This window comes from Paracoccus pacificus (assembly GCF_042680785.1).
In the GTDB taxonomy this organism is placed as follows: Bacteria; Pseudomonadota; Alphaproteobacteria; order Rhodobacterales; family Rhodobacteraceae; genus Paracoccus; species Paracoccus pacificus.
In genome coordinates this window covers 1-22,263 of record NZ_JBHUEN010000031.1, presented here as the reverse complement: position 1 = coordinate 22,263, position 22,263 = coordinate 1, and the positions used below count along the sequence as shown (strand labels likewise).

The 22,263-nt window shown below is 65.1% G+C and carries 25 protein-coding genes and 1 tRNA gene; 20 read left to right on the top strand and 6 right to left on the bottom strand.

Annotation, left to right across the window (positions count from 1 at the left end):
- Window positions 1-58: 58 nt before the first annotated feature.
- Window positions 59-628, bottom strand: a complete 570-nt coding sequence (locus ACFSCT_RS10880) for a LabA-like NYN domain-containing protein (RefSeq protein WP_379142669.1) — start codon at window positions 626-628, stop codon at window positions 59-61.
- A gap of 115 nt (window positions 629-743) precedes the next feature.
- Here ACFSCT_RS10880 and folK point away from each other — a divergent pair, with 115 nt between their 5' ends.
- From folK to ACFSCT_RS10860, 4 genes are all read left to right on the top strand, one after another.
- Window positions 744-1,340, top strand: coding sequence for a 2-amino-4-hydroxy-6-hydroxymethyldihydropteridine diphosphokinase (gene folK, locus ACFSCT_RS10875; RefSeq protein WP_379142667.1), 597 nt, complete (start codon window positions 744-746; stop codon window positions 1,338-1,340).
- 71 nt (window positions 1,341-1,411) lie between these two features.
- Window positions 1,412-1,768: a DNA-directed RNA polymerase subunit omega gene (gene rpoZ, locus ACFSCT_RS10870; RefSeq protein ID WP_379142665.1), complete on the top strand. Its 357-nt coding sequence runs from the start codon at window positions 1,412-1,414 to the stop codon at window positions 1,766-1,768.
- Window positions 1,769-1,796: 28 nt separating this feature from the next.
- Complete coding sequence (locus tag ACFSCT_RS10865) at window positions 1,797-3,917, top strand: RelA/SpoT family protein (protein WP_379142890.1); 2,121 nt, start codon at window positions 1,797-1,799, stop codon at window positions 3,915-3,917.
- Between the two features lie 32 nt (window positions 3,918-3,949).
- Entirely contained in the window at window positions 3,950-4,666 is a 717-nt protein-coding gene (locus ACFSCT_RS10860; protein ID WP_417629387.1) for a DUF2062 domain-containing protein, read from the top strand.
- A 47-nt stretch (window positions 4,667-4,713) separates the two neighbouring features.
- Here the strand turns inward: ACFSCT_RS10860 and ACFSCT_RS10855 are convergent, their stop codons facing one another.
- Together ACFSCT_RS10855 and ACFSCT_RS10850 are read right to left on the bottom strand one after the other, a co-directional pair.
- Complete coding sequence (locus ACFSCT_RS10855; RefSeq protein ID WP_379142663.1) at window positions 4,714-5,901, bottom strand: YcjF family protein; 1,188 nt, start codon at window positions 5,899-5,901, stop codon at window positions 4,714-4,716.
- A 54-nt stretch (window positions 5,902-5,955) separates the two neighbouring features.
- Window positions 5,956-7,356 (bottom strand): YcjX family GTP-binding protein, encoded by a 1,401-nt coding sequence (locus ACFSCT_RS10850; RefSeq protein WP_379142661.1) that lies wholly within the window; start codon window positions 7,354-7,356, stop codon window positions 5,956-5,958.
- A gap of 86 nt (window positions 7,357-7,442) precedes the next feature.
- Here ACFSCT_RS10850 and truA point away from each other — a divergent pair, with 86 nt between their 5' ends.
- The gene (gene truA / locus ACFSCT_RS10845; protein ID WP_379142658.1) at window positions 7,443-8,291 is read left to right on the top strand and encodes a tRNA pseudouridine(38-40) synthase TruA; all 849 of its coding nucleotides are present in this window, start codon (window positions 7,443-7,445) and stop codon (window positions 8,289-8,291) included.
- Here truA and ACFSCT_RS10840 read toward each other — a convergent pair.
- Complete coding sequence (locus tag ACFSCT_RS10840) at window positions 8,191-8,889, bottom strand: sugar transferase (protein ID WP_379142656.1); 699 nt, start codon at window positions 8,887-8,889, stop codon at window positions 8,191-8,193. The genes truA and ACFSCT_RS10840 overlap by 101 nt on opposite strands.
- Before the next feature lie 243 nt (window positions 8,890-9,132).
- Here ACFSCT_RS10840 and ACFSCT_RS10835 point away from each other — a divergent pair, with 243 nt between their 5' ends.
- The 12 genes from ACFSCT_RS10835 (at window position 9,133) to ACFSCT_RS10780 (ending at window position 18,235) form a co-directional block, all read left to right on the top strand.
- Entirely contained in the window at window positions 9,133-9,588 is a 456-nt protein-coding gene (locus ACFSCT_RS10835; protein WP_379142655.1) for a universal stress protein, read from the top strand.
- A gap of 154 nt (window positions 9,589-9,742) precedes the next feature.
- The gene (locus ACFSCT_RS10830) at window positions 9,743-10,312 is read left to right on the top strand and encodes a NifU family protein (RefSeq protein WP_379142654.1); all 570 of its coding nucleotides are present in this window, start codon (window positions 9,743-9,745) and stop codon (window positions 10,310-10,312) included.
- Window positions 10,302-10,967 (top strand): tRNA (adenosine(37)-N6)-threonylcarbamoyltransferase complex dimerization subunit type 1 TsaB, encoded by a 666-nt coding sequence (tsaB, locus tag ACFSCT_RS10825; RefSeq protein WP_379142652.1) that lies wholly within the window; start codon window positions 10,302-10,304, stop codon window positions 10,965-10,967. The genes ACFSCT_RS10830 and tsaB overlap by 11 nt, the downstream gene beginning before the upstream one ends.
- Window positions 10,964-11,395 carry a GNAT family N-acetyltransferase gene (locus tag ACFSCT_RS10820; RefSeq protein ID WP_379142651.1) on the top strand — a complete coding sequence of 144 codons (432 nt, stop codon included), beginning with the start codon at window positions 10,964-10,966 and terminating at the stop codon, window positions 11,393-11,395. Before tsaB ends, ACFSCT_RS10820 begins: the two co-directional genes overlap by 4 nt.
- Before the next feature lie 74 nt (window positions 11,396-11,469).
- Window positions 11,470-12,459: a BMP family lipoprotein gene (locus tag ACFSCT_RS10815; RefSeq protein WP_379142650.1), complete on the top strand. Its 990-nt coding sequence runs from the start codon at window positions 11,470-11,472 to the stop codon at window positions 12,457-12,459.
- A complete protein-coding gene (locus tag ACFSCT_RS10810; protein WP_379142649.1) occupies window positions 12,459-14,123 on the top strand; it encodes an ABC transporter ATP-binding protein in 1,665 nt (554 codons plus the stop codon). The genes ACFSCT_RS10815 and ACFSCT_RS10810 overlap by 1 nt, the downstream gene beginning before the upstream one ends.
- Window positions 14,124-14,137: 14 nt before the next feature.
- On the top strand, window positions 14,138-14,638 hold the full coding sequence (locus ACFSCT_RS10805) for a hypothetical protein (RefSeq protein ID WP_379142648.1): 501 nt from the start codon (window positions 14,138-14,140) through the stop codon (window positions 14,636-14,638).
- 19 nt (window positions 14,639-14,657) lie between these two features.
- Window positions 14,658-15,755 (top strand): ABC transporter permease, encoded by a 1,098-nt coding sequence (locus ACFSCT_RS10800; RefSeq protein WP_379142647.1) that lies wholly within the window; start codon window positions 14,658-14,660, stop codon window positions 15,753-15,755.
- Window positions 15,752-16,018 (top strand): hypothetical protein, encoded by a 267-nt coding sequence (locus ACFSCT_RS10795; RefSeq protein WP_379142646.1) that lies wholly within the window; start codon window positions 15,752-15,754, stop codon window positions 16,016-16,018. The genes ACFSCT_RS10800 and ACFSCT_RS10795 overlap by 4 nt, the downstream gene beginning before the upstream one ends.
- Before the next feature lie 3 nt (window positions 16,019-16,021).
- The gene (locus tag ACFSCT_RS10790) at window positions 16,022-17,074 is read left to right on the top strand and encodes an ABC transporter permease (RefSeq protein WP_379142645.1); all 1,053 of its coding nucleotides are present in this window, start codon (window positions 16,022-16,024) and stop codon (window positions 17,072-17,074) included.
- Complete coding sequence (locus ACFSCT_RS10785; protein ID WP_379142644.1) at window positions 17,058-17,432, top strand: hypothetical protein; 375 nt, start codon at window positions 17,058-17,060, stop codon at window positions 17,430-17,432. The genes ACFSCT_RS10790 and ACFSCT_RS10785 overlap by 17 nt, the downstream gene beginning before the upstream one ends.
- Window positions 17,429-18,235 carry a purine-nucleoside phosphorylase gene (locus ACFSCT_RS10780; protein WP_379142643.1) on the top strand — a complete coding sequence of 269 codons (807 nt, stop codon included), beginning with the start codon at window positions 17,429-17,431 and terminating at the stop codon, window positions 18,233-18,235. Before ACFSCT_RS10785 ends, ACFSCT_RS10780 begins: the two co-directional genes overlap by 4 nt.
- A gap of 85 nt (window positions 18,236-18,320) precedes the next feature.
- Here ACFSCT_RS10780 and ACFSCT_RS10775 read toward each other — a convergent pair whose 3' ends face one another.
- Both ACFSCT_RS10775 and ACFSCT_RS10770 read right to left on the bottom strand, forming a co-directional pair.
- Window positions 18,321-19,268 (bottom strand): 1-phosphofructokinase family hexose kinase, encoded by a 948-nt coding sequence (locus ACFSCT_RS10775; protein ID WP_379142642.1) that lies wholly within the window; start codon window positions 19,266-19,268, stop codon window positions 18,321-18,323.
- The gene (locus ACFSCT_RS10770; RefSeq protein ID WP_379142641.1) at window positions 19,265-19,672 is read right to left on the bottom strand and encodes a metallopeptidase family protein; all 408 of its coding nucleotides are present in this window, start codon (window positions 19,670-19,672) and stop codon (window positions 19,265-19,267) included. The genes ACFSCT_RS10775 and ACFSCT_RS10770 overlap by 4 nt, the downstream gene beginning before the upstream one ends.
- Before the next feature lie 78 nt (window positions 19,673-19,750).
- Here ACFSCT_RS10770 and gltX point away from each other — a divergent pair, with 78 nt between their 5' ends.
- The 3 genes from gltX (at window position 19,751) to ACFSCT_RS10755 (ending at window position 22,236) form a co-directional block, all read left to right on the top strand.
- On the top strand, window positions 19,751-21,070 hold the full coding sequence (gene gltX, locus ACFSCT_RS10765) for a glutamate--tRNA ligase (RefSeq protein WP_379142639.1): 1,320 nt from the start codon (window positions 19,751-19,753) through the stop codon (window positions 21,068-21,070).
- A 107-nt stretch (window positions 21,071-21,177) separates the two neighbouring features.
- A tRNA-Met gene (locus tag ACFSCT_RS10760) sits at window positions 21,178-21,254 on the top strand.
- Between the two features lie 244 nt (window positions 21,255-21,498).
- On the top strand, window positions 21,499-22,236 hold the full coding sequence (locus ACFSCT_RS10755) for a TIR domain-containing protein (protein WP_379142638.1): 738 nt from the start codon (window positions 21,499-21,501) through the stop codon (window positions 22,234-22,236).
- The last annotated feature ends 27 nt before the right edge of the window (window positions 22,237-22,263 follow it).

The following is a 22,263-nucleotide window of genomic DNA, read 5'->3' as shown; positions in this document are numbered from 1 at the left end:
CGGTGCTTCGCTGCGCCCGTCCCGCGACCCCAGGTATCCGCCCGCCGGCCGCCCGGTCCTAGGTTTCGGTGATGGTTTCGCTGCGTTCTGACGTGTTCGTCCGGGACGGTCGCCCGACGATATCGCGCAGCGCATCCAATTCGATGAAATTATCGGCCTGTCGGCGCAACTCATCCGCGATCATCGGCGGCTGGCTGCGGGTGGTGGAGACGACCGAAACGCGCACCCCCTGCCGCTGCAGGCTTTCGACCAGCGGACGAAAGTCGCCGTCGCCGGAAAACAGGATGGCGTGGTCAAGCCGGGGGGCCAGTTCCATGGCGTTGACCGCAAGCTCGATATCCATGTTGCCCTTGACCTTGCGCCGGCCGAAGGCGTCGGTATATTCCTTTGCCGGTTTGGTCACCAGCGAATAGCCGTTGTAATTCAGCCAATCAATCAAAGGTCGGATCGGTGAATATTCTTCCGTTTCCAGCAACGCGGTATAATAGAACGCCCGCAGCAGTTTGCCGCGTCGCTCGAACTCCTGCCGCAATAGTTTATAGTCAATTTCGAATCCCAATGCCCGTGCTGCGGCAAAAAGATTGGCACCGTCTATGAACATCGCCAAACGATCATCTTTATAGAACATTGGTTCCCTTCACCAAGGCAGGCCCCCGTTATGGCGGAGCATGCCGCAACCATGCGACCTTGAATTTAGTTTTCCTGACGTAGCCAAAATAAAATCATGTCACAAGGTAATCGTCATGGGAAACGCTGTTTTTAATCACGAAAACATCGCACTTTGTGCCTTGGGCGGCAATTTGACCCAGGCCGGCCAATCCCCGGCGCGGACCCTTGGCCGGGCAATCGCGATGCTGGTGGAATCGCCCGGGATCCGGCTTCTGGCGGTCAGCCGCTACTGGACGACGCCGGCCTTTCCCGCCGGTTCCGGGCCGGATTACACCAATGCGGCGCTGACGCTGCACACGACCCTTGCGCCCGAGGCGCTGCTGGCCGTGCTGCACGGGATCGAGGCCGATCTGGGCCGCGAACGCATTTCCGGGCAAAGATGGTCCGCGCGGCCGATTGACATAGATTTGATTGCAATGGGCGATCTGGTTCTGCCCGACGACGAGGAACAGGACCGGTGGCGCGGGCTTTCCCCCGAAAAACAGCGCGAAATCGCCCCGGACCGGCTGATCCTGCCGCATCCGCGCATGCAGGACCGCGCATTCGTGCTTGCGCCGCTGGCCGAGGTTGCGCCAGACTGGGTGCATCCACGGCTGAAATCCTCGGTCGCGGCGATGCTGGCGGCGCTGCCCGAGACCGAACGCAGCGCGGTTCGGGCCTTTGTTTCTTGACATTTCCCGCGTGGCTGACCAAGTAACGCTTTCCGCACTTCCATGCCCGATTCGCAGATATAGGTGACCCAATGGCCCGCGTGACAGTCGAAGATTGTGTCGACAAGGTTCCTAACCGCTTTGACCTTGTAATGCTGGCCGCCCATCGTGCGCGTGAAATCGCCGCCGGCAGCGCGCTGACCATCGACCGCGACAACGACAAGAACCCCGTCGTGGCGCTGCGCGAAATCGCCGATGAAACCCAGCCCGTCGATCAGTTGCGCGAACGGATGATCGAACAGACCCAGACCCAGATCGAGGTTGATGAGCCCGAAGACGACGCCATCGCCCTGTTGCTGGGTGCCGAGGTCGATCGTCCGAAGCCCGCGGATGAAGAATCCGAAGAGCGTATGCTGCGCATGATGATGGAAGCGCAGGAACGCGACTGACGTGGATACAGCCGTCGCCGAGCGGGAAATGGACGCCGACGACCTGATTACGCTTGTCAGCAATTACAACCCAAAGACCAACGCCGACCTGATCCGCCGTGCCTACGAATACGGGCAGCAGATGCATGACGGCCAAAAGCGCCAGTCGGGCGAGGATTATTTCAGCCATCCCGTCGCCGTCGCTGCGATTCTGACGGAAATGCAGCTTGACGATGCGACGATCGTCACGGCGCTTTTGCACGACACCATCGAGGACACCCGCTCGACCTGGGCGGATATCGCCGACAAGTTCGGGCGCGAAATCGCCGATCTGGTCGATGGCGTCACCAAGCTGACCAACCTTCAGCTTGGCGGGGCGCAGTCCAAACAGGCCGAAAACTTCCGCAAGCTGTTCATGGCCATGTCCCGCGACCTGCGGGTCATTCTGATCAAGCTGGCCGACCGGCTGCACAACATGCGCACGATCCGCTCGATGCGGCATGAAAAGCAGATCCAGAAGGCCCGCGAGACGATGGATATCTTCGCGCCGCTGGCCGGCCGCATGGGCATGCAATGGATGCGCGAGGAGCTTGAGGATCTGGCCTTCAAGGTCATCAACCCCGAGGCGCGGAACTCGATCATCCGGCGCTTCGTGACCCTTCAGCGTGAATCCGGCGATGTGATCCAGAAGATCACCAGCGATATCCGGGCCGAACTGGAAAAGGCCGGCATCGAGGCCGACGTCTTCGGGCGGGCGAAAAAGCCGTTCAGCGTCTGGCGCAAGATGCAGGAAAAGCAGCTTGCCTTCTCGCGCCTGTCGGACATCTACGGCTTTCGCATCATCACCCGGTCCGAGGCCGACTGCTATCGCGCGCTCGGCCTGATCCATCAGCGTTGGCGGGCGGTTCCGGGGCGGTTCAAGGATTACATCAGCCAGCCGAAATCGAACGGTTACCGGTCGATCCACACCACGGTGTCGGGGCGCGATGGCAAGCGGGTCGAGGTGCAGATCCGTACCCGCCAGATGCACGAGGTCGCCGAGGCCGGGGTCGCCGCGCATTGGGCCTATCGTGACGGCGTGCGCACCCAGAACCCCTTTGCCGTGGACCCGGCCGAATGGGTCAGCAGCCTGACCGAACGGTTAAGCGGCGAAGATCACGACGATTTTCTGGAACACGTCAAGCTTGAGATGTATTCCGATCAGGTATTCTGTTTCACGCCCAAGGGCGACGTGATCCAGTTGCCCAAGGGCGCCACCCCGATTGATTATGCCTATGCGATCCACACGCGGATCGGCAACAGCTGCGTCGGCGCCAAGGTCGACGGTATCCGGGTGCCGCTGTGGTCGCGGCTCAAGAACGGCCAGTTGGTCGAGATCATCACCGCCAGCGGCCAGCGGCCGCAATCGACCTGGCTCGATGTGGTGGTGACCGGCCGCGCCAAGGCGGCGATCCGCAAAAGCCTGCGCGACGAGGATCGCGACCGCTTCGTGCGACTTGGGGCGGAACTTGTCCGCGTCGCTTTTGAACATGTCGGCCGGCGGGTGACGGACAAGGCGTTGCGCGCCGCCGCCCGCACGCTGGCCCTGCCGGACGAAACCGAGGTGCTGGCCCGTATCGGCAGCGCCGAACTGACCGCGCGCGAGGTGGTCGAGGCGATCTATCCCGAGCTTGCCCGCGACCGGCCGGATGAAACGCTGGTGCAGGTCGACAAGGCAGTCGCGGGTCTTGAGGCCGATCAGAACTTTCGCCGTGCGCCCTGTTGCCAGCCGGTTCCGGGCGAACGGATCGTCGGCATCACCTATCGCGGGCAGGGCGTGGTCATCCATGCCATTGACTGCCCGGTCCTTGCCGAATTCGAGGATCAGCCCCAGCGCTGGGTCGATCTGCACTGGCACGAAGGACGCCATCCGGCAGCCTATTCGGCCACAATCCGGATCACGATCCGCAACGATGCCGGGGTGCTTGGCCGCATATGCACCTTGATCGGATCGCACGGGGCGAATATCTCGGATCTTGAATTCACTGATCGCAAGTCGGACTTTTACAGTTTGACCGTCGTGGTCGAACTGCGGGATGTCGAGCATTTGCATTCACTGCTGACCGCGCTCGAGGCGGAAAGCGACGTGGCGCAGGTGCATCGTGTGCGCGATCCCTCGCTGAAGCCCTGAGCCGGGCGGCGGGGCAAGACAAAGGCCGGATCGTGTTCAAACGCCGAAACCCCAAAACCTACGTTCAGATGGCGACGGAAATGGTTTATCCGCGCGGCGGCTGGCGCCGGGCCGGAACCTATGTCGTCCACCGCCTTCGCCGTCTGCCCGATCAGCCGCAAAAGATCGGTCGGGGCACCGCGGCGGGGATGTTCGTGTCGTTCACGCCGTTTTTCGGCTTTCACTTTCTGTCGGCGGCGGCGGTGGCCTGGATCATCCGGGGCAATATTCTGGCGGCCCTGCTCGGCACGTTCCTTGGCAACCCGCTGACCACGCCGTTCATCGCGCTGACCTCGGTCACCCTGGGCCGCTGGATGCTGGGGGTCGAAGGGGCGCTGAGCCCGGGCGGGATCTTCCGCGCCTTCGCAAGGGCAAGCGAGGATCTGACCCACAACATCACGTCCATCTTCACCAGCCAGGAAGCCCATTGGGACGGGCTTTATCTGTTCTTCCACGACATATTCCTGCCCTATCTGGTCGGCGGGCTGATCCCGGGGCTGATCGCCAGCGTGATCGTCTATTACGTCACCGTGCCGGTCATCCGGGCCTATCACCGTCGGCGCGCGAAACTCATGGCGGCGCGGATCGCCAAGCTGCGGGATGAGGGCGCGTTGCGCACCCGCGCGGTCCCGGTCGAGCCCGCGCCGCTGGAGGGTATCGCGACCAGCGACCAAGACCCGCCGGAAGAAACCGCACCAAAGAAAGACTAGCGCGCGCCGCTGCCGCGTGACGCGGATCGGGGGCCGAAGGCCGACCCTCAGGCCGACTTTTCGTCGTCACCCCGCCCGAACAGCCCGGTCAGGGCGCGGCTGACGATATTGGTCACGCGCGGATGCGGCAGGTTCACGAAGGGAAGCGGGCGGCACACCTCCATCGCCGCGATGCCGACGCGGGCGGTCAGGGCACCGTTGATCACGCCCTCGCCAAAGCGTCGGCTCAGCTTGGCCAGAAGGCCGCCCCCCGCGACGGTATGAACCATGTCGTCGACGCCCGCGACCGCGCCGGTGGCGACCAGATGCGCCATGACGTTTCGCGCCAGCCGCCAGCCGCCGACCGCGCCCGCGCGACCGCCATAGATCTCGGCCATTCGGCGGATCATGCGCAGGTTTGCGACCAGCGCCGTCGCGACATCGGCGAATGCCAGCGGCACCAGCGCCGTGGCCGCCGCGACAGTGCGCGAGGCGGCCTCGATCTCGCGTCTTGCCGCCGCATCCAGAGGCGCCAGAAGTTCGGCTTCGGCCATCCCGATCAAGGTCACGGCATCGAAAGCCTCGCCCTCGCGTTCGGCCAGCCGCGCGCGACCCCATTGCAGTTCCGGCCGGTTCGCATAAAGCGCGGTGACCTTGCCGACCACCGCCCGCGCCGCGCCCAGATCGCCCGATTCCAGCGCGGCGGCCGAGTCGCGGCTGATGGCGTCTATGCGGGCGAACTGGGCCCATGCCCGGTATTCACGCCACGCCATCGCCAAGGCGGCGAGGGTGAACAGGATGAACAGCCCGGCACCGATCCAGCCCAGAAACGGAAACCGGGTGATCAGGTTCGAGATATAGCTGAGCGCCGCCACCGACAGCAAAAAGGTGAACAGCGCCACGCCGGTGTTGATGAAGAACCGCACGATCGGCGATGGCCGGGCCGAGGCGATGCGCGTCACCATCTCCATGGTCCGGGGTGACGGCATTCCTGCCGGCCCGGGATCGTCGCTGATCGGCGGCACGTCGGCCGGCGACGGCGGCGGATCGGCCGGGGCGTGGCCGGGACCGCCTCCAGCATCATCGCCGGAGATCCTGACCTGCGGACGCGGGCGTTCGGCGCCGGGTTCGGGGCTGTCGGTCAGGTCCGGCGGCTGGCCACGATCGCCGCGCGGTGCCGCGCTGGGGCCAAGGTCGATCAGCACCGGGCCACGGCGGCGCGGGGGCTGTCCGGGGGCATTGGAATCGTCGGTCATGTTGCGGCCCTTATCATGTCGTGCACGGGCGGTTCGGATGGCGGTCGCGCATCATCACAGGCGATCCCCGATCAGGAACTCGATGGCCTTGTCCATGCGGATATGCGGCGGCCCGTCGCCGGGTTTGAGCGTCCGGGCTGCCGGGGCGAAATCCATGACCGCATAATCGCCGTCCAGCCACGCCGGCGCGCCTTCCCGGGCCGGCGCAAGCAGGGCCGCAGGGTCGGCCGGCAGCTCGCCGGGGTAAAGCACCGCCTGACGGCCATCCAGCAGCGTGCCGCGCACCGCGGGCAATTCCTCGCCATCCTGCCGGATGGTTTCCTCGGTGGTGGCGCGCAGGGCGGCGATCGCCATGGCCTCGGTCCGCGCGCCCGAGAAATCGGCCCGGTCCCGCGCCTCGCGCAGCATCGCGGTCAGGATATTGGTCAGGCGCGGATGCTGGACATGGTTCAGGTGATCGGCCTTGGTGGCGGCGAACAGGATCCGCTCGACCCGCCGGGCGCCCAGAAGCTGCGCCAGCCAGCCCGCGCGCCCGGGGCGGAAGGCGGTCAGGATATCGGCCATCGCCCGGCGCATATCCTCGACCGCCGCGGGGCCGGCATGGATGGCGCCCAGCACGTCGACCAGCACGACCTGCCGGTCGATGCGGGCGAAATGTTCGCGGAAGAAGGGTTTCACCACCTGCGACTTATAGGCGTCGTAGCGGCGCTGAAACTCGCGCCACAGGCTGGACCGGCCGGCGTTTTCGGGGCGCGGCGGCAGGGGCGCGAAGGTCAGCGCCGGCGATCCGGCCATCTCGCCCGGCATCAGGAAGCGCCCCGGCGTGCAATCGGACCAACCGGCATCGCGCGCGGCCGCCAGTTGCGCGGTATAGGCGCCGGCGATCTCTTGCGCCTCGGTCTCGGTGTAGCGGGCCGCGGGATCGACCGAGGCGAGTCGGGACAGGTATTCCTCGGCCAGCGGCCTGCCGGGCATGCGCGCCAGCACCTCGGCCGACCATTCGGCGTAATCCTTGGTCATCAGCCGCAGGTCCAGCAGCCATTCGCCCGGATAATCGACGACATCCAGATTGACCGTGCGCGGCCCCCGGAACCCGCCCAGCAGCCCCCCCGGCTGGACCCGCAGCGACAGGCGCAGCTCGCTGACGCTGCGGGTGCCTTCGGGCCAATAGGGATGGGCGCCGGTCATGGCGTTCAGGTATTTCTCGTAATCGAAGCGCGGGATGGTGTCGTCAGGCTGGGGTTGCAGCCATGCGGCGCGGATCGAGCCGTTCGCCGCCGCCTTCAGCCCATGCATCCGGCCCCGGTCCAGCAGATTGGCCACCAGCGAGGTTATGAACACGGTCTTGCCGGCCCGCGACAGGCCGGTCACACCCAACCGGATGGTCGGATCGAACCAACCGCCAAGACTGCCCACGCCGCGCATCACGTCGTCGGCCATATCACCAAGTCCCATTCGGAAATCCCTGCCGTAATTCCAGTGACATAACGCGGCCGCCGACCCCCCGTTCCCATTCGCACTGAAGCAGGTTATGGGACCCTATGCCCAGATATGCGCTGAAGATCGAATATGAAGGGGGTCCCTTTGCCGGATGGCAGGCGCAGGCCGACCAGCCCAGCGTGCAAGGGGCGGTGGAAACCGCGCTGGCCCGGCTCGACCCCGGTTTCGCCGAGGGCGCGCGGATCGCGGCGGCGGGGCGGACCGATGCAGGCGTGCACGCCACCGGACAGGTCGCGCATGCCGACATGCAACGCGCGTGGGATCCGTTCCGGCTGGGCGAGGCGCTGAACTGGCATCTCAAACCCGCGCCGGTGGCCATTCTGGCGGTGGCGCCGGTCGATGACGATTTCCACGCCCGCTTTTCGGCGCTTGGGCGCGCCTATACCTTTCGGCTTCTGGCCCGCCGCGCGCCCGCCACACTTGATCGCGGGCGGGTCTGGCAGGTGCTGAACCCGCTTGATGCCGATGCGATGCGGGAGGGAGCGCGCCATCTGATCGGGCGGCATGACTTCACCACCTTCCGCTCGTCGATATGTCAGGCGAAAAGCCCGGTCAAGACGCTGGACCGGATCGATATCACCGCGCATGCCGTTCCGGGCGGCACCGAATACCGGTTCCATCTGGCGGCCCGCAGTTTCCTGCACAATCAGGTGCGGTCGATCGTCGGCACGCTGGAGCGGGTGGGCGCGGGCGCCTGGCCACCCGCCCGTGTGGCCGAGGCGCTGGCGGCCCGGAGCCGTGCCGCATGCGGGCCGGTTTGCCCGCCGGACGGCCTGTATCTGACCGGCGTCAGCTATGATCCGATGCCGTTTCCGCCGGCGCCTGATGATGCGGATGCGTCCGACGCGGCGGACGCGGCGGCCCCCCGCGCTGCTTGCCGCGACGAATGACGACAAGCTGCAACGTCGTCCAGATCACCCACAGATCCAGACACAACGTGCGGTTTTTCTGATAGATCAGGTCCAGCTTGGCCTTGGCCGGGATGCAGCGGCGCACATAGGTGGCGTCGGTTTCGGCCGCGGTCTTGCACTGTCGCAGGATGTGTTCCTCGTGCCGGTGATAGACCAGCGAGGCAAGCCCGGTCACCCCCGGCCAGCTTTTCAGAACCTCGGCATAGATCTCGGGCTGGCGTTCGACATATTCGCGCATCGGCGGCCGGGGGCCGACAAAGCTGATATCGCCTTTCAGGATGTTGAAAAGCTGCGGAAGCTCGTCCAGCCGGGTCTTGCGCAGAAATGCCCCCAGCGGCGTGACCCGCCAGTCCTTGTGACCGCCCGAGACGCCCTGATCCTCGTCCGAGTGGCGCATGGTGCGGAACTTGATCAGATCGAAGGGCTTGCCCGGCGCATGCATGCGTTCCGAGACGTAGATCACCGGACGGCCATCGCGGATCAGGATAACCAGCGCCGTCACCAGCATGATCGCCCCCAGGGGGATAAGCAGGATCAATGCAAAGCAGATGTCAAACAGGCGCTTGCTGAACGTCATTTGGCTGCAACGCCGGCTGGCATGTTGTTAGATCGACCCGTAACCAAAGGCCCACAATGGGGCGGCCTGTGACTGATTTCCGCCTGTAAATCGCAGCCTCGCCTTATGGTCAACCACCCCGGACGCGGCCGGGCCGGATTGTGTCGGCGAAGCATCGGTTTCTTGCCATACTTGTAAGCTGCGCCCGCTTGCGCCACAGTCCATCGGCGGTCGCATGCCGATCACGCAACACAAGGCTGCCCGATGCGCAAATTCCTCGTCGTGCTGGATGACACCAAAGAGTGCCTGAACGCGATGCGCTTCGCCGCGATGCGGGCCTCGAAAACCGGCGGGGGCGTCACGGTTCTGTCGGTCATCGCGCCCGACGAAATCCAGCACGGCTTCGGCGTGGCCGAGGTGATGCGGGCCGAGGCGCGCGAAAGGATCGAGGCGCATTTCGAGGTTTTCGCCAAGTGGATGCGCGACCGCCACCAGATCTTTCCGGAACTGGTCATCCGCGAAGGCGACGTCACCACTGAGATCACCTCTCAGATCGCCGAGGATACCGATATCGGGGTGCTGGTTCTGGGCGCCAGCAGCGAAAAGGCCGGCCCGGGCCCCATCGTCGCCCATATCATGCGAAATCTGGGCACCCTGCCCTGCCCGGTGACCATCGTGCCCGGCGACATCCCCAAGGAACGGTTGGAACGGATCACCTGACCCATGCCCATACCCATCCCCATCCCCATACTCATGCCCACGGGGGGGCGTCGCATTGCCGTGGCGCATCGGTCGATTTGCCCGCCGAATGGCGTTTGGGGCGCTTGACTCGGCCGGGTGCGGATCCCCATATCACGGACCAAAGGAGCATCCGATGTTCATTCAGACCGAGACGACGCCAAACCCCGCCACGCTGAAGTTCCTGCCCGGTGAACCGGTGCTGGGGACGGGCACCGCCGATTACCCCGACGCCGAGGCTGCCGGGGCCAGCCCGCTGGCCGCGCGGGTGTTCGCCGTTCCCGGCGTGACCGGCGTTTTCCTCGGCTCGGATTTCGTCACGGTGACCAAATCCGCCGATGCGAGCTGGGATCACATCAAACCCTCGGTTCTTGGTGCGATACTGGAGCATTTCCAGTCCGGCGCCCCGGCGGTCACGGAAGCCGCAGCGGCCGCCGCCGGCGGTCACGCGACCCATGGCGACGGCCCGGATGCCGAGATCGTCGTCCAGATCAAGGAATTGCTGGACACCCGCGTGCGCCCGGCCGTGGCGCAGGACGGCGGTGACATCACCTTCCACGGGTTCGATCGGGGCGTGGTCTATCTGCATATGCAGGGTGCCTGCGCGGGTTGCCCGTCCTCGACCCTGACGCTGAAGATGGGGATCGAGAATCTGCTGCGCCATTACATCCCCGAGGTCGTCGAGGTCCGGCCCGTTGCCGGATAGCGATCTGACGCTGGGATTCGACACATCGGCCGCGCATTGCGCGGCCGCTTTGCTGTCGGGCGACAGGGTTCTGGCCGAAACCGTCGAGCCGATGACGAAAGGTCAGGCCGAGCGGCTGTTTCCGCTGCTGCAAGACCTGCTGAAGGGTGCTGACGCCGACTGGAAGGATTTGTCCCGTATCGGTGTCGGTATCGGCCCGGGGAATTTCACCGGCGTGCGGATCTCGGTCGCTGCGGCCCGCGGGCTGGCGCTGTCGCTTGGCATCCCGGCGATCGGGGTTTCGGGGCCGGATGCCATGGCGCTGGACCTGCCCCGCCCGTTGCGCGTGATCATCCCGGCGGCGCGGGGCGAGATGATCTGTCAGGAATTCCCGGCCGACCCGGGCCAGCCGGAGGGCCAGATCCGGCTGATCCGCGAGCTTCCCGATGACGGGTTGCCGTCCACCGGCCCGGGCGCGCCGGCGGGTCTTGCCCCCGCCCACCCGCTTGCCCCCGCCTACCCGCTTGCCCCCGTCTACCCGCTGGCCGTTGCCATCGCCCGCATCGCCCGCGCCCGCGCGCTGACAGGTGATGCCGTCACGCGCCCGGCGCCGATCTATCTGCGCCCCGCCGACGCCGCGCCGCCGCGCGATCCCGCGCCCCGGATCATCCCGTGACGCCGGCGCGCATGGCGGCGATCCATGCTGCGTCCTTCACCAACCCCCGGCCATGGTCCGAACCGGAATTCGCCGCGTTTCTGGCCACGCCCGGCGTCTTTGCCCTGTCCGGGCGCGACGGCTTTCTGCTGGGGCGCACGATTCTGGATGAGGCAGAGTTGCTGACCCTTGCCGTCGAACCCGCCGCCCGGCGCGCCGGGACCGGAGGCAGGCTGACGCAAGCCTTCGCCGATGCTGCCCGGGGACGCGGCGCGCGCCGCGCATTTCTTGAGGTTGCGGCGGATAATCTGGCCGCGCAGGCGCTGTATCTGGCGAACGGCTGGCAGGTTGCAGGGCGGCGCAAGGGCTATTACCGCCTCGCCGGCCATCCGCCGCTTGATGCGGTTCTGATGAATCTGACGCTGGGGCCCGGACAAGAATCCGGTTGACCACCTGCCCCCCTTGTCGCCTAATCCCCATCATATTGCGGGCGATCAGACCCGCGCAAAATGGGTGAGGAAAAATGTTCATCTCGAAAACCCTGCTGGCCTCGGCGGCGGCACTGGCGCTGGCGTCTGGTGCAGCGCTGGCCGACCCGGCGCTGATCTATGATCTGGGCGGCAAGTTCGACAAATCCTTCAATGAGGCCGCCTTTGCCGGGGCCGAACGCTGGAAGGCCGAAACCGGCGGCACCTACAAGGAACTGGAAATGCAGTCCGAGGCGCAGCGCGAACAGGCGCTTCGGCGGCTGGCCGAAACCGGCGCCAACCCGGTGGTCATGACCGGCTTTGCCTTTGCCGAGGTGCTGAACAAGGTCGCGCCCGATTACCCGGAGACGAAATTCGTCATCATCGACAGCGTGGTCGACCAGCCCAATGTGCAGTCGAACGTATTCGCGGATGAACAGGGTTCCTATCTGGCCGGCGTGATGGCGGGCACCGCGACCAAGACCGGCACGGTCGGCTTTATCGGGGGCATGGACGTGCCGCTGATCCGCAACTTTGCCTGCGGTTATGTGCAGGGTGTGAAAGCCGCCAATCCCGACGCCAAGGTCATCCAGAACATGACCGGCACCACGCCCACCGCATGGAACGACCCGGTGAAGGGCGCGGAACTGGCGAAAGCGCAGAAATCGCAGGGCGCCGACGTGATCTATGCGGCAGCCGGCGGCACCGGGATCGGCGTGCTGCAAGCCGCGGCGGACGAAGGCATCCTGTCCATCGGCGTCGACAGCAACCAGAACCCCCTGCACCCGGGAAAAGTGCTCACCTCGGCGATCAAGCGGGTGGACAATGCCGTCTATGACGCGTTCAAGGCCGGCCCCGACGTGAAACCCGGCACAAACCTGTGGGACGTGGCATCCGATGGCGTGGGCGTGGCGATGGACGATAACAACAAGCCGCTGATCACGTCCGAGATCCAGAAGGCGCTGGATGACGCGACCGCCAAGATCAAATCGGGCGAGGTGAAGGTCCACAACTATACCTCTGACAGCAGCTGCCCCGTATCCTGATGGCCCCTGCGCCTGACCAAAGCCCTTCGCAGGGGCAGAGCGTGAACTCTGCCCCTGCCGCCATTGAGTTGCGCGGGATCAGCAAGGCGTTTGGCCCGGTACAGGCGAACCGCGACATCAGCCTGACCGTCGCGAAAGGCACGATCCACGGCATTATCGGTGAAAACGGTGCCGGGAAATCGACACTCATGTCGATCCTCTACGGGTTTTACAAACCGGACTCGGGCGAGATCCTGATCAACGGGCGGCCCGTGTCCATTCCCGACAGTCAGGCCGCGATCCGAGCCGGCATCGGCATGGTTTTCCAGCATTTCAAGCTGGTCCAGAATTTCACCGTTCTGGAAAACGTGATCCTCGGGGCCGAGGACGGGCCGCTGCTGCGCCCCTCGCTTCGGCGCGCGCGCGGCGAATTGCAGCGTCTGGCCAAGGAATATGAGCTGAACGTCGATCCCGACGAGGTCATCGAAGAACTTTCGGTAGGCCACCAGCAGCGGGTCGAGATTCTGAAGGCGCTGTACCGTCAGGCCGACATCCTGATCCTGGACGAACCGACCGGCGTCCTGACCCCGGCCGAGGCGGACCATCTGTTTCGGATCCTGCGCGGTTTGAAGGAACAGGGGAAAACCATCGTTCTGATCACCCATAAGCTGCGCGAAATCATGGAAATCACCGATAATGTCTCGGTCATGCGGCGCGGCGAGATGGTCGCCCATTTCCGCACGCGCGAGACCTCGCCCGCCGAACTGGCCGAGGCGATGGTCGGCCGCAAGGTCCTGCTGCGGGTCGAGAAATCCCCCGCGACCCCTGGCGCGCCGGTGCTGGAGGTCAGGAACCTGCGGCTGATCGACAATGACAAGGTGGAACGCCTGCGCGGCATCGACCTGAACATCCGGGCCGGCGAAATTCTGGGCGTCGCCGGGGTCAGCGGCAACGGCCAGACCCAGCTTCTGGAACTGTTGGGCGGCTATCCCGAACCCGGCAGCAAGGTTTCGGGCGAAGTTCTGGTGAACGGGCAGTCGCTGGATCTGACCGGGGCGCGCTCGGACGCCGGCACCCGCCGCAAGCGCGGCATCGGCCATGTTCCCGAAGATCGGCAGGTCGAGGGGCTGATCATGGATTTCACCGCCTGGGAGAATTGCGTTTTCGGCTATCAGGACGCCCCCGAATTCAGCAACGGCCCGATGCAGGACCGGGTCGCGATCCGCGCCGACGCGGCCGGCAAGATCGAACGTTTCGACATACGTCCCCCCAACCCCGAACTGGCCGCCCGCAACTTTTCAGGCGGCAATCAGCAAAAGATCGTCGTCGCCCGCGAGATCGAGCGGAACCCCGACCTTCTGCTGATCGGCCAGCCGACGCGCGGGGTGGACATCGGCGCCATCGAATTCATTCACAAGCGCATCGTCGCGCTGCGCGACGCGGGCAAGGCGGTGCTGCTGGTCTCGGTCGAACTGGACGAGATCATGTCGCTGTCGGACCGCATCGCGGTGATGTTCGACGGCCGCATCATGGGCGAGCGCCTGCCCGCCGAGACCACCGCGCAAGAGCTTGGCCTGCTGATGGCCGGCGTCGCCGAACCACCCGCGGATGCGGACAACCTGCCAGAAGCGGGCATTCCGCCCGCCCAGAAACATGTCGAGAATTTGCCGGGAGAACCCGCATGAAACCATTAAGCCCAATGATCGCGCTGACTTTCGTTCTTGGCCTGACGGCCTGCGCCGAGTCAGGCCCCGGTGTGCTTTTTCCGAACGCCGCCCCGGACGGACCCGAGGCCTTGTTGCTGGCCCGGACCCCCGGGGGCGCCTGGGCCGACCCGGCGCCGCTTGCCACCCTGCAAGCCTCGGGCAGCGCCAGTTGCGCCAGCACCGACAAGGGAACCGCCTGCGTTCTGCGCGCTGCCGGGACCAATGGCAACCAAAGCCTTGCAACCGCGCGCGATGGCCGCTGCGTGGCCAATTGGGGCGGTGGCACCAATGGCACCGGCGTCGCCACCGTCGCGCTGCATCGCAACGCCTTTCCGACGACGCGCGACCCGCGCCGCGAAACGCTGTTTTATCCGCTGAACAGCGGGCGACCGCTGGACGCCACGCCGCGCATGGCGGACGCGGCGGCGTTTACGCGCTTTTGCGACCAGCTTCTGCAACCGGACCGGGTGATGACGCAGGTGCATGAGTGGTAGCGGAAAGGGTGCGTGACTGATGGACAAGATGCCGAAATGGGCGGATGTCATCCTGACGCCGCTGATTTCGCTGGTGCTGGCCTTTGCCATCTCGGCCCTTGTGGTTCTGGCGATCGGCGAAAGCCCGTGGGAGGCGCTGAACACGATGGTCGTGGGGGCGCTCGGGTCCAGCTATGCCTGGGGCTATACGCTGTATTACGCGACGAATTTCATCTTTACCGGGCTCGCCGTGGCCGTCGCCTATCATGCCGGGCTGTTCAACATCGGCGGTGAGGGTCAGGCGACGCTTGGCGGGCTTGGGGTGGCGCTTGTGGCGCTGGCGCTGCCTTGGCCGCACTGGTCGCTGGCGCTGCTGGCCGCATCGGTGGGCGCCGCCGTTTTCGGCGCGCTATGGGCGTTCATCCCCGCATGGCTTCAGGCCAAGCGCGGCAGCCATATCGTCATCACCACGATCATGTTCAACATCATCGCGGCCTCGCTTCTGAACTATGTCATGGTCAACTACCTGCGCCCGACGGGCAGTCAGGACCCGGCGACCGCCCGCTTTCCGCCCGGCGCGCAACTGCCGAAGCTGTGGGAGCTCGCCGAAAGCATTGGCCTGCAATGGGGGAACAAGACCCCGGCCAACATCACCCTGTTCATCGCGCTGGCCGCCGCATTCGGGGTGTGGCTGCTGATCTGGCGGACGCGTCTCGGCTATGAGATCCGCGCCTTCGGCAAATCCGAGCCCGCCGCGCGTTACGCCGGCATCTCGCCCACCCAGATCACCATCATCGCCATGCTGATTTCGGGCGCGCTGGCCGGGTTGATGTCGATCAACAACGTGATGGGCGAAGCCGAGCGGCTGGTTCTGAACGCGGTCGAGGGCGCCGGTTTCATCGGCATCGCCGTGGCGCTGATGGGCCGTAACCATCCCGCCGGCATCGTGCTGGCAGCACTTCTGTTCGGGTTTCTGTATCAGGGCGGCGGTGAGCTTGCGCTTTGGACCAGCATCCCGCGCGAGCTGATCATCGTCATACAGGCGCTGGTCATCCTGTTCACCGGCGCGCTGGACAATATGGTGCGCATGCCGTTGGAGCGGTTCTTCACCGCCCGCGCCCTGCGGAGACGCGGATGATCGACGCGCTGATCCCCTGGCTGCCCGGGTTCGCTGCGGCCTATGCCGTTCAGGCGGTGGCCGTGGCCTCGCCCGGCCCCGTTATCGCGGCATTCGTCGCGGGCGCTTTTCTGCTGTCGCTGGCGGGACTTGCTGCCTATGCGGTGCTGCTGTCCGCGACGCCCTTCCGGCTGGCCTATGCCCGCGCGCGGAGCGGAATCGAGGCGTTTAGCGGCGCATTTCTGACCTATGTCGCCTTCCGGCTGGCAACGGATCGGGGCTGACCCATGGATTTCAACATCATCCTGCAAATCCTTGAAAGCGCGATCCGGCTGTCGACGCCCCTGCTGCTGGCCTGTCTGGCCGGGCTGTTTTCGGAACGCGCGGGCATCTTCGACATCGGGCTTGAGGGCAAGATGCTGATGGCCGCCTTCGCCTCGGCCACGGTGGCGGCGCTGACCGGAAACGTGTGGCTGGGGCTGATTGCCGGTATCCTCTCATCGGTGCTTCTGGCGGCGCTGCATGGTGTCACCTCGATCACCTTCCGGGGTAATCAGTTGATTTCCGGCGTGGCGATCAACTTCCTCGCGTCCGGGTTGACCGTGCTTCTGGGGCAGAAGCTGTTCCATCTGGGCGGCCGCACGCCGTCGCTGTCGGTGGGGGCCGAGCTTGATGCGATCACCCAGCCGTTCCGCGACTTTCTGGGCCGGTTTCTGGGGCCGGATACGGTGAAGGCGCTGACCAGCTATCCCCGCATGACCGAGATCACGCTGCCGGGCGCGGATGCGCTTGCGCCCCTGCCGATCATCGGGCCGATCTATCGCGACCTGATTTCGGGCCATTCGATTCTGGTCTATTTCGCGGTGCTCTGCGTGCCGCTGACATGGTGGATTCTGTACCGCACCCGGTTCGGGCTGCGGTTGCGGGCGGTCGGGGAAAATCCGGCATCGGTCGACACGGCCGGTGTATCCGTCACCCGCCTGCGCTTTGCAGCGGTGCTGATCTGCGGGGTTCTTTGTGGTTTCGCCGGGGCCTATCTGTCGACCGCCCTGTCGGCGGGCTTCGTGAAGGACATGACCGCCGAGCGGGGTTATATCGCGCTGGCCGCCCTGATCTTCGCCAAATGGCGCCCTTGGTATGCGATGGGTGCCACCTTCCTGTTCGGCATCCTGACCGCCATCGCCAATTACTACCCGAACCTGACGATCGGCCCGATCAGCCTGCCGGCACAGTTCATGCAGGCGCTGCCCTATATCCTGACCGTCATCATCCTCGCCGGCTTCATCGGCCGCGCCATCCCGCCGCGCGCGGGCGGAGAACCCTATGTCAAGGAACGCTAGGTTACTGGTCCTGCTGGCTGCGATCATACCGCTTGCCGGGCAGGCGGAAACGCTCGACACGGCGCTGGCCGGGATCATCGGCAAGGAAGTCGAGATCGACGGGCATATCGGCGCGGGCCTCAATGTCATGGAGGATGAGGCGCTGGCGTTCCGGGATGGCGCCGGGCGGACCTATCCCGTGGTGCTCGATGCCGGTCGCGCGGCGCGCAAGCGGCTGGCGGACTGCAAGTTCGCCATGTTCGGAGGCGGCACCCCCTGCAGTCTGAAGGGAAAGGCCGAGATCGAGATGGACGGCTCGCGCATACGGCTGATCCTGTTTGAAGCGACCGAAATCGGTGAACCGGCGGCGCTGAAATGACCCAGGATCCCGTCGCCCTTGTGCATGACCGCGCCGGCGCCGCGCCGCCCGAACTGGCCCTGATCCTCGGCTCGGGGCTTGGGCATCTGGCAAAGGCGGTGGAAGGCGTGGCGATTCCCTATTCCGAATTGCCGGGAATGCCCCATGCCGGTGTCTCGGGCCACAACCCCAATCTGGTGATCGGTCAGTTGGAGGGACGCCGGGTCGCCGTGCTGGGCGGCCGCGCGCATTATTACGAAAACGGTCGCGCCGACGCCATGCGACCGGCCTTGCAACTGCTGCGGGGGCTTGGCTGCACGCAGTTGATCCTGACCAACGCCGCCGGATCGTTGCGCCCCGAGATTCCGCCCGGCGGTCTGATGATGCTGTCCGATCACATCGCTTTCGCCGGAATGAACCCGCTGATCGGCGAAAAGACCGATGCGCGTTTCGTGCCGATGACCGACGCCCATGACCCCGGGATCCGCAGGGCGCTGGGCGATGCCGCGAAAGCCGAGGGTGTGGACCTGCCCGAGGGGGTCTATGGCTGGTTTTCCGGCCCCAGCTTTGAAACCCCGGCCGAAATCCGCGCCGCCCGCATTCTGGGCATGGACGCGGTCGGGATGTCGACGGTGCCGGAAATCATCCTTGCCCGCTTTCTTGGCCTGCGCTGCGCGGCAATCAGCGTGATCACCAACATGGGCGCCGGCCTGTCGGATGAGGCGATCAGCCACGACCACACCAAACAGATGGCGCCGCTTGGCGCGGGCAAGCTGGAACGGGTGCTGCGCCGCTATCTGCGCGAGGGGTTGGAGCGCGCCTGACCGCTTCGATGGCGGCGCCCGGTTTCTTCTCACATAACGGATGAAGGGAATGCCGCGCGGTATTCGCAAACGTCCCGGTCGCCCCCTAAAGCCGTGAGATCACACGGGCGGCGAACAGCCGCTCGACATCCTCGGCGCGGCACAACTCGGTCGCGGGTGTCATGCAGGTGGCCGAGGCCATGGCCGCGCCCAGCCCAAGCGCGTCCTGCGGCGAATGCCCGCGCGCGAGGCCCAGCGTGAAGCCGGCGACAAAGCTGTCCCCGGCGCCGACCTTGCTGACCACCTCGACCTTCGCGGCCTCGGCATGCCATGCGCCGCCCCCCGACGCGATGATGTTGCCGTCCCCGCCACGGGCGACGATTACCGCCTGCGCGGCCCCGGCGGCGACCAGCGACGCCGCGAATGCGGCGGTGTCGGCCCGCGCGGTCAGCTCTCGTCCCGCAAGGCCCGCGGCCTCTTCGGCGTCCATGCGCAGCAACGCGACGCCGTGGCCGCCTTCAGCCACCGCTTTCAGCGCCGCGCCCGAGGTGTCGACGATCAGCCCGGCATCGCCGCGTGTCAGACGTTCGGCCAGACGCGCGGCGTATTCCGCGCCGACGCCCGGCGGGTTCGAGCCCGACAGGACCACAAACCCGGCACGCGCCGCCTTGGCGATCACGTCAAGCGAGCGGTCGGTGTCGGCCTTTGACCACTCCGGCCCCGGCATAACAAAGCGGTATTGCTGACGGCTTTCGCGGTCGATGACGGCGAATGACTGCCGGGTGTCGCCCGGCGCCTGTATCGCGATCATCGGCAGTCCCACCGCGCGGAGCATGTCGGCGATATGCTGGCCCACCGGGCCGCCAAGCGCGACGACGGCGGTTGATTCGCCGCCCAGCACGGCAATCGCGCGGCTGACGTTGACACCGCCGCCGCCGGGATCGATCGCCGGCGCATCGCAGCGCAGCTTTACATCCGGCCGCACGTGATCAACCGCGGTCGAGATATCCAGCGCCGGGTTCAGCGTGACGGTCAGGATCGGGGCCTGGGTCATTCCCACCAACGGTCGATTTTGGCGATGTCGTCATCGCTCCAGCCGAAGTGATGGGCGAGTTCATGGACCACCACATGGGTGACCAGCGCCCCCAGCGCCACATCCCCCCGGCTGACCCATTCGTCCAGAATGGCACGCCGGAACAACCAGATAGTATCCGGGTCGGTCTGCGGGTCGCTGACCGATTTCTCGGTCATCGGAATACCTTCATACAGGCCGGACAGCTCGAACGGGTCGTCGATGTCGAGATCGTGCAGGAATTCCTCGGGGGCGAATTCCTCGACCCGCAGATTCACCTCTTGGGCGGGACCGGCGAAGGCGGCGGGCAGCGTCGCCATCGCGCTGCGGGCCAGCCGCTCGATCATCGCGGCGTCGGGGGCAACAAGTTCACTCAGCTCGTTCATGGCAAATCCTTTCGGGCTGCCCCTGATATGGACAAAAAGCGGCCATTGTGAAAGAGCGGGCACGATCAGGAGAGTGCCATGACCACCACCCGTTTTGCCCCCTCGCCGACCGGACATATCCATATCGGCAACCTGCGTTCCGCGCTGATGAACTATCTTATCGCGAAGAAAGCCGGGGGAACCTTTATCCTGCGGCTGGACGACACCGACCGCGAACGCTCGAAACAGGAATACGCCGATGGCATCCAGCGCGATCTGGAATGGCTGGGCCTGCACTGGGACCGGATGGAACGGCAATCCGACCGGCTGGACCGCTATGCCGAGGTCGCCGATCAACTGCGCGCCGAGGGTCGTCTGTACGAGGTTTTCGAGACCCCGACCGAACTGGACCTGAAGCGCAAGAAGCTTTTGAACATGGGCCGCCCGCCGGTCTATGACCGCGCCGGTCTGGCGCTGAGTGACGACCAGAAGGCCGCCCTGCGGGCCGAGGGCCGCGCGGGCTATTGGCGCTTTCTTCTGGATCAGAACCGCATCGAGTGGGAGGACGGGATTCTCGGCCCGATCTCGATCGACGCGGCGTCGGTCAGCGACCCGGTGCTGATCCGTCACGACGGGCAGGTGCTGTACACCTTTGCAAGCTCGGTCGACGATATCGACATGGGCGTTACCGACATCGTGCGGGGCGCCGACCACGTCACCAATACGGCGACCCAGATACAGATCATGCGTGCCATTGGCGGCCAGCCGCCGCGGTTCGCCCATCACAGCCTGCTGACCGGCGCGCAGGGCGAGGAACTGTCCAAACGGCTGGGCACGCTGTCGCTGCGCGATCTGCGCGAACAGGGCGTCGCGCCCGAGGCGCTGGTATCGCTGATGGCACGGCTGGGATCGTCGCAACCGGTCGAGCTGTTGTCGCTGGACGAGATCGCGGCCGGGTTCGAGCTGAGCCATTTCGGCGCCTCGCCGACCAAATTCGATGCCGAAGATCTGTGGCCGCTGACCCGCGCCCGCAACCAGGCGCTGCCCTTCGCGGTGGTCAGGGACCGGGTTGCCGCCCTGGGCGTTCCCGACGCGCTGGCCGAACGGTTCTGGCGCGTGGCCTCGCATAACATCACCAAGCTGGACGATCTGGCCGAGTGGTGGACCATCTTCAGCCAAGGCGCGACGCCCCAGATCGCGCCCGAGGATGCCGCGTTCGTCACCGAGGCCATGACTCTGCTGCCGCCGCCGCCCTATACGGACACAACATGGTCGGAATGGACCGCGCAGGTGAAAGAGGCCACCGGCCGCAAGGGCAAGGCGCTGTTCATGCCCCTGCGCCGCGCCCTGACCGGACTGGACCACGGCCCCGAAATGGCCGAGGTGATGCCGCTTTTGCAGGTCGTGAAGGCACGCTGAACCGGGGACGTAACGGCGGGCTTAACGGGGGACGGAACGGAGCGCGGGTGCAGGGCAACAATCTACTTGACGCCCCCGCCAGACCACCTTACATCCCCCCCACCCGTGGCGGAGTAGCTCAGTTGGTTAGAGCAGAGGAATCATAATCCTTGTGTCGGGGGTTCAAATCCCTCCTCCGCTACCAATAATACGTTTCCATGCGTCCCAGATAGACCGCGACCCAACGCAAACCCGGCAATCGCTGGGTTTTTTGTTATCTGGCGTCTCGATGCGTTCCAGTATGTCCCAGCGAAATGATGACTTTTTGATGACTCGCCGACCTTGCCGAGTCATCACCGGCTGAGAATGGAGTTCCCACAATCGGGCAACCCACTTGACGTCCCGGGCAATAGCTCCTCCATAACAATGGGACCACAGGAGGAATCAAGTTGCCGGATAAAGCCCCGCGAGCATTCATTTCATATAGTTGGAGCAGCCCGGAACACGAAGAATGGGTGCTTGGCCTCGCCTGTGATCTTGTAGAATCTGGTGTCGACATCGTTCTCGACAAGTGGGACTTGCGGGAAGGGGGCGAAGCTTCGGCATTCATGGAGCGGATGGTCACAGACACCTCGGTCGATAAGGTCATCATCGTTTCTGACCGCGCGTATGTAGAAAAGTCCAACCTTCGAGCGGGCGGGGCGGGTACCGAAGCGCAGATCATCTCAAGTGAGATTTTTGCCAAACGAGACGAAGGCAAGTTTGTTGTTTGTGTCCGAGAGAACGATGAGAATGGAAAGCCGCTTGTTCCAGCCTACTACACTTCGCGGATTTTCGTGGACTTCACCGACGACAGTCGTCGAACCGAAAGGTTTGAGCAACTTCTTAGATGGCTATTCGACAAGCCCTTTCACAAGAAGCCGGAACTCGGAACCGCCCCGCACTATATCACGAACGATCAAGACGCCGTTCGGATGCCGACGGGTGCTGCGTCCAGACGAGCCGTTGACGCGCTGACGAACAGCAAATCCTTCGCAAAGGGAGCAGCTCAAGAATACCTTGAGAAGTTCACCGCTGAACTTGAGCGGTTCCGCCCGCCCGAGCGGCTTGATCCAGCGGGCGACGAGTTGATGAACTATCTGGATGATTGTAAGCGGTCGCTGGCCCCCACTGTCGACTTAGCTTGACGGCTTGAAGTTCCACGGTAGCAGGTC

Bases quoted from the DNA above. Each gene is read 5' to 3' on its own strand.
- ACFSCT_RS10815 (WP_379142650.1), top strand. From the start codon at position 11,470: ATGTTCATCTCGAAAACCCTGCTGGCCTCGGCGGCGGCACTGGCGCTG.
- folK (WP_379142667.1), top strand. From the start codon at position 744: ATGGGAAACGCTGTTTTTAATCACGAAAACATCGCACTTTGTGCCTTG.
- ACFSCT_RS10805 (WP_379142648.1), top strand. From the start codon at position 14,138: ATGATCGCGCTGACTTTCGTTCTTGGCCTGACGGCCTGCGCCGAGTCA.
- gltX (WP_379142639.1), top strand. From the start codon at position 19,751: ATGACCACCACCCGTTTTGCCCCCTCGCCGACCGGACATATCCATATC.
- ACFSCT_RS10795 (WP_379142646.1), top strand. From the start codon at position 15,752: ATGATCGACGCGCTGATCCCCTGGCTGCCCGGGTTCGCTGCGGCCTAT.
- rpoZ (WP_379142665.1), top strand. From the start codon at position 1,412: ATGGCCCGCGTGACAGTCGAAGATTGTGTCGACAAGGTTCCTAACCGC.
- ACFSCT_RS10830 (WP_379142654.1), top strand. From the start codon at position 9,743: ATGTTCATTCAGACCGAGACGACGCCAAACCCCGCCACGCTGAAGTTC.
- ACFSCT_RS10780 (WP_379142643.1), top strand. From the start codon at position 17,429: ATGACCCAGGATCCCGTCGCCCTTGTGCATGACCGCGCCGGCGCCGCG.
- ACFSCT_RS10800 (WP_379142647.1), top strand. From the start codon at position 14,658: ATGGACAAGATGCCGAAATGGGCGGATGTCATCCTGACGCCGCTGATT.
- ACFSCT_RS10785 (WP_379142644.1), top strand. From the start codon at position 17,058: ATGTCAAGGAACGCTAGGTTACTGGTCCTGCTGGCTGCGATCATACCG.
- truA (WP_379142658.1), top strand. From the start codon at position 7,443: ATGCCCAGATATGCGCTGAAGATCGAATATGAAGGGGGTCCCTTTGCC.
- ACFSCT_RS10775 (WP_379142642.1), bottom strand. From the start codon at position 19,268: ATGACCCAGGCCCCGATCCTGACCGTCACGCTGAACCCGGCGCTGGAT.
- ACFSCT_RS10865 (WP_379142890.1), top strand. From the start codon at position 1,797: ATGGACGCCGACGACCTGATTACGCTTGTCAGCAATTACAACCCAAAG.
- ACFSCT_RS10855 (WP_379142663.1), bottom strand. From the start codon at position 5,901: ATGACCGACGATTCCAATGCCCCCGGACAGCCCCCGCGCCGCCGTGGC.
- ACFSCT_RS10790 (WP_379142645.1), top strand. From the start codon at position 16,022: ATGGATTTCAACATCATCCTGCAAATCCTTGAAAGCGCGATCCGGCTG.
- ACFSCT_RS10835 (WP_379142655.1), top strand. From the start codon at position 9,133: ATGCGCAAATTCCTCGTCGTGCTGGATGACACCAAAGAGTGCCTGAAC.
- ACFSCT_RS10850 (WP_379142661.1), bottom strand. From the start codon at position 7,356: ATGGGACTTGGTGATATGGCCGACGACGTGATGCGCGGCGTGGGCAGT.
- ACFSCT_RS10810 (WP_379142649.1), top strand. From the start codon at position 12,459: ATGGCCCCTGCGCCTGACCAAAGCCCTTCGCAGGGGCAGAGCGTGAAC.
- ACFSCT_RS10840 (WP_379142656.1), bottom strand. From the start codon at position 8,889: ATGACGTTCAGCAAGCGCCTGTTTGACATCTGCTTTGCATTGATCCTG.
- ACFSCT_RS10770 (WP_379142641.1), bottom strand. From the start codon at position 19,672: ATGAACGAGCTGAGTGAACTTGTTGCCCCCGACGCCGCGATGATCGAG.
- ACFSCT_RS10880 (WP_379142669.1), bottom strand. From the start codon at position 628: ATGTTCTATAAAGATGATCGTTTGGCGATGTTCATAGACGGTGCCAAT.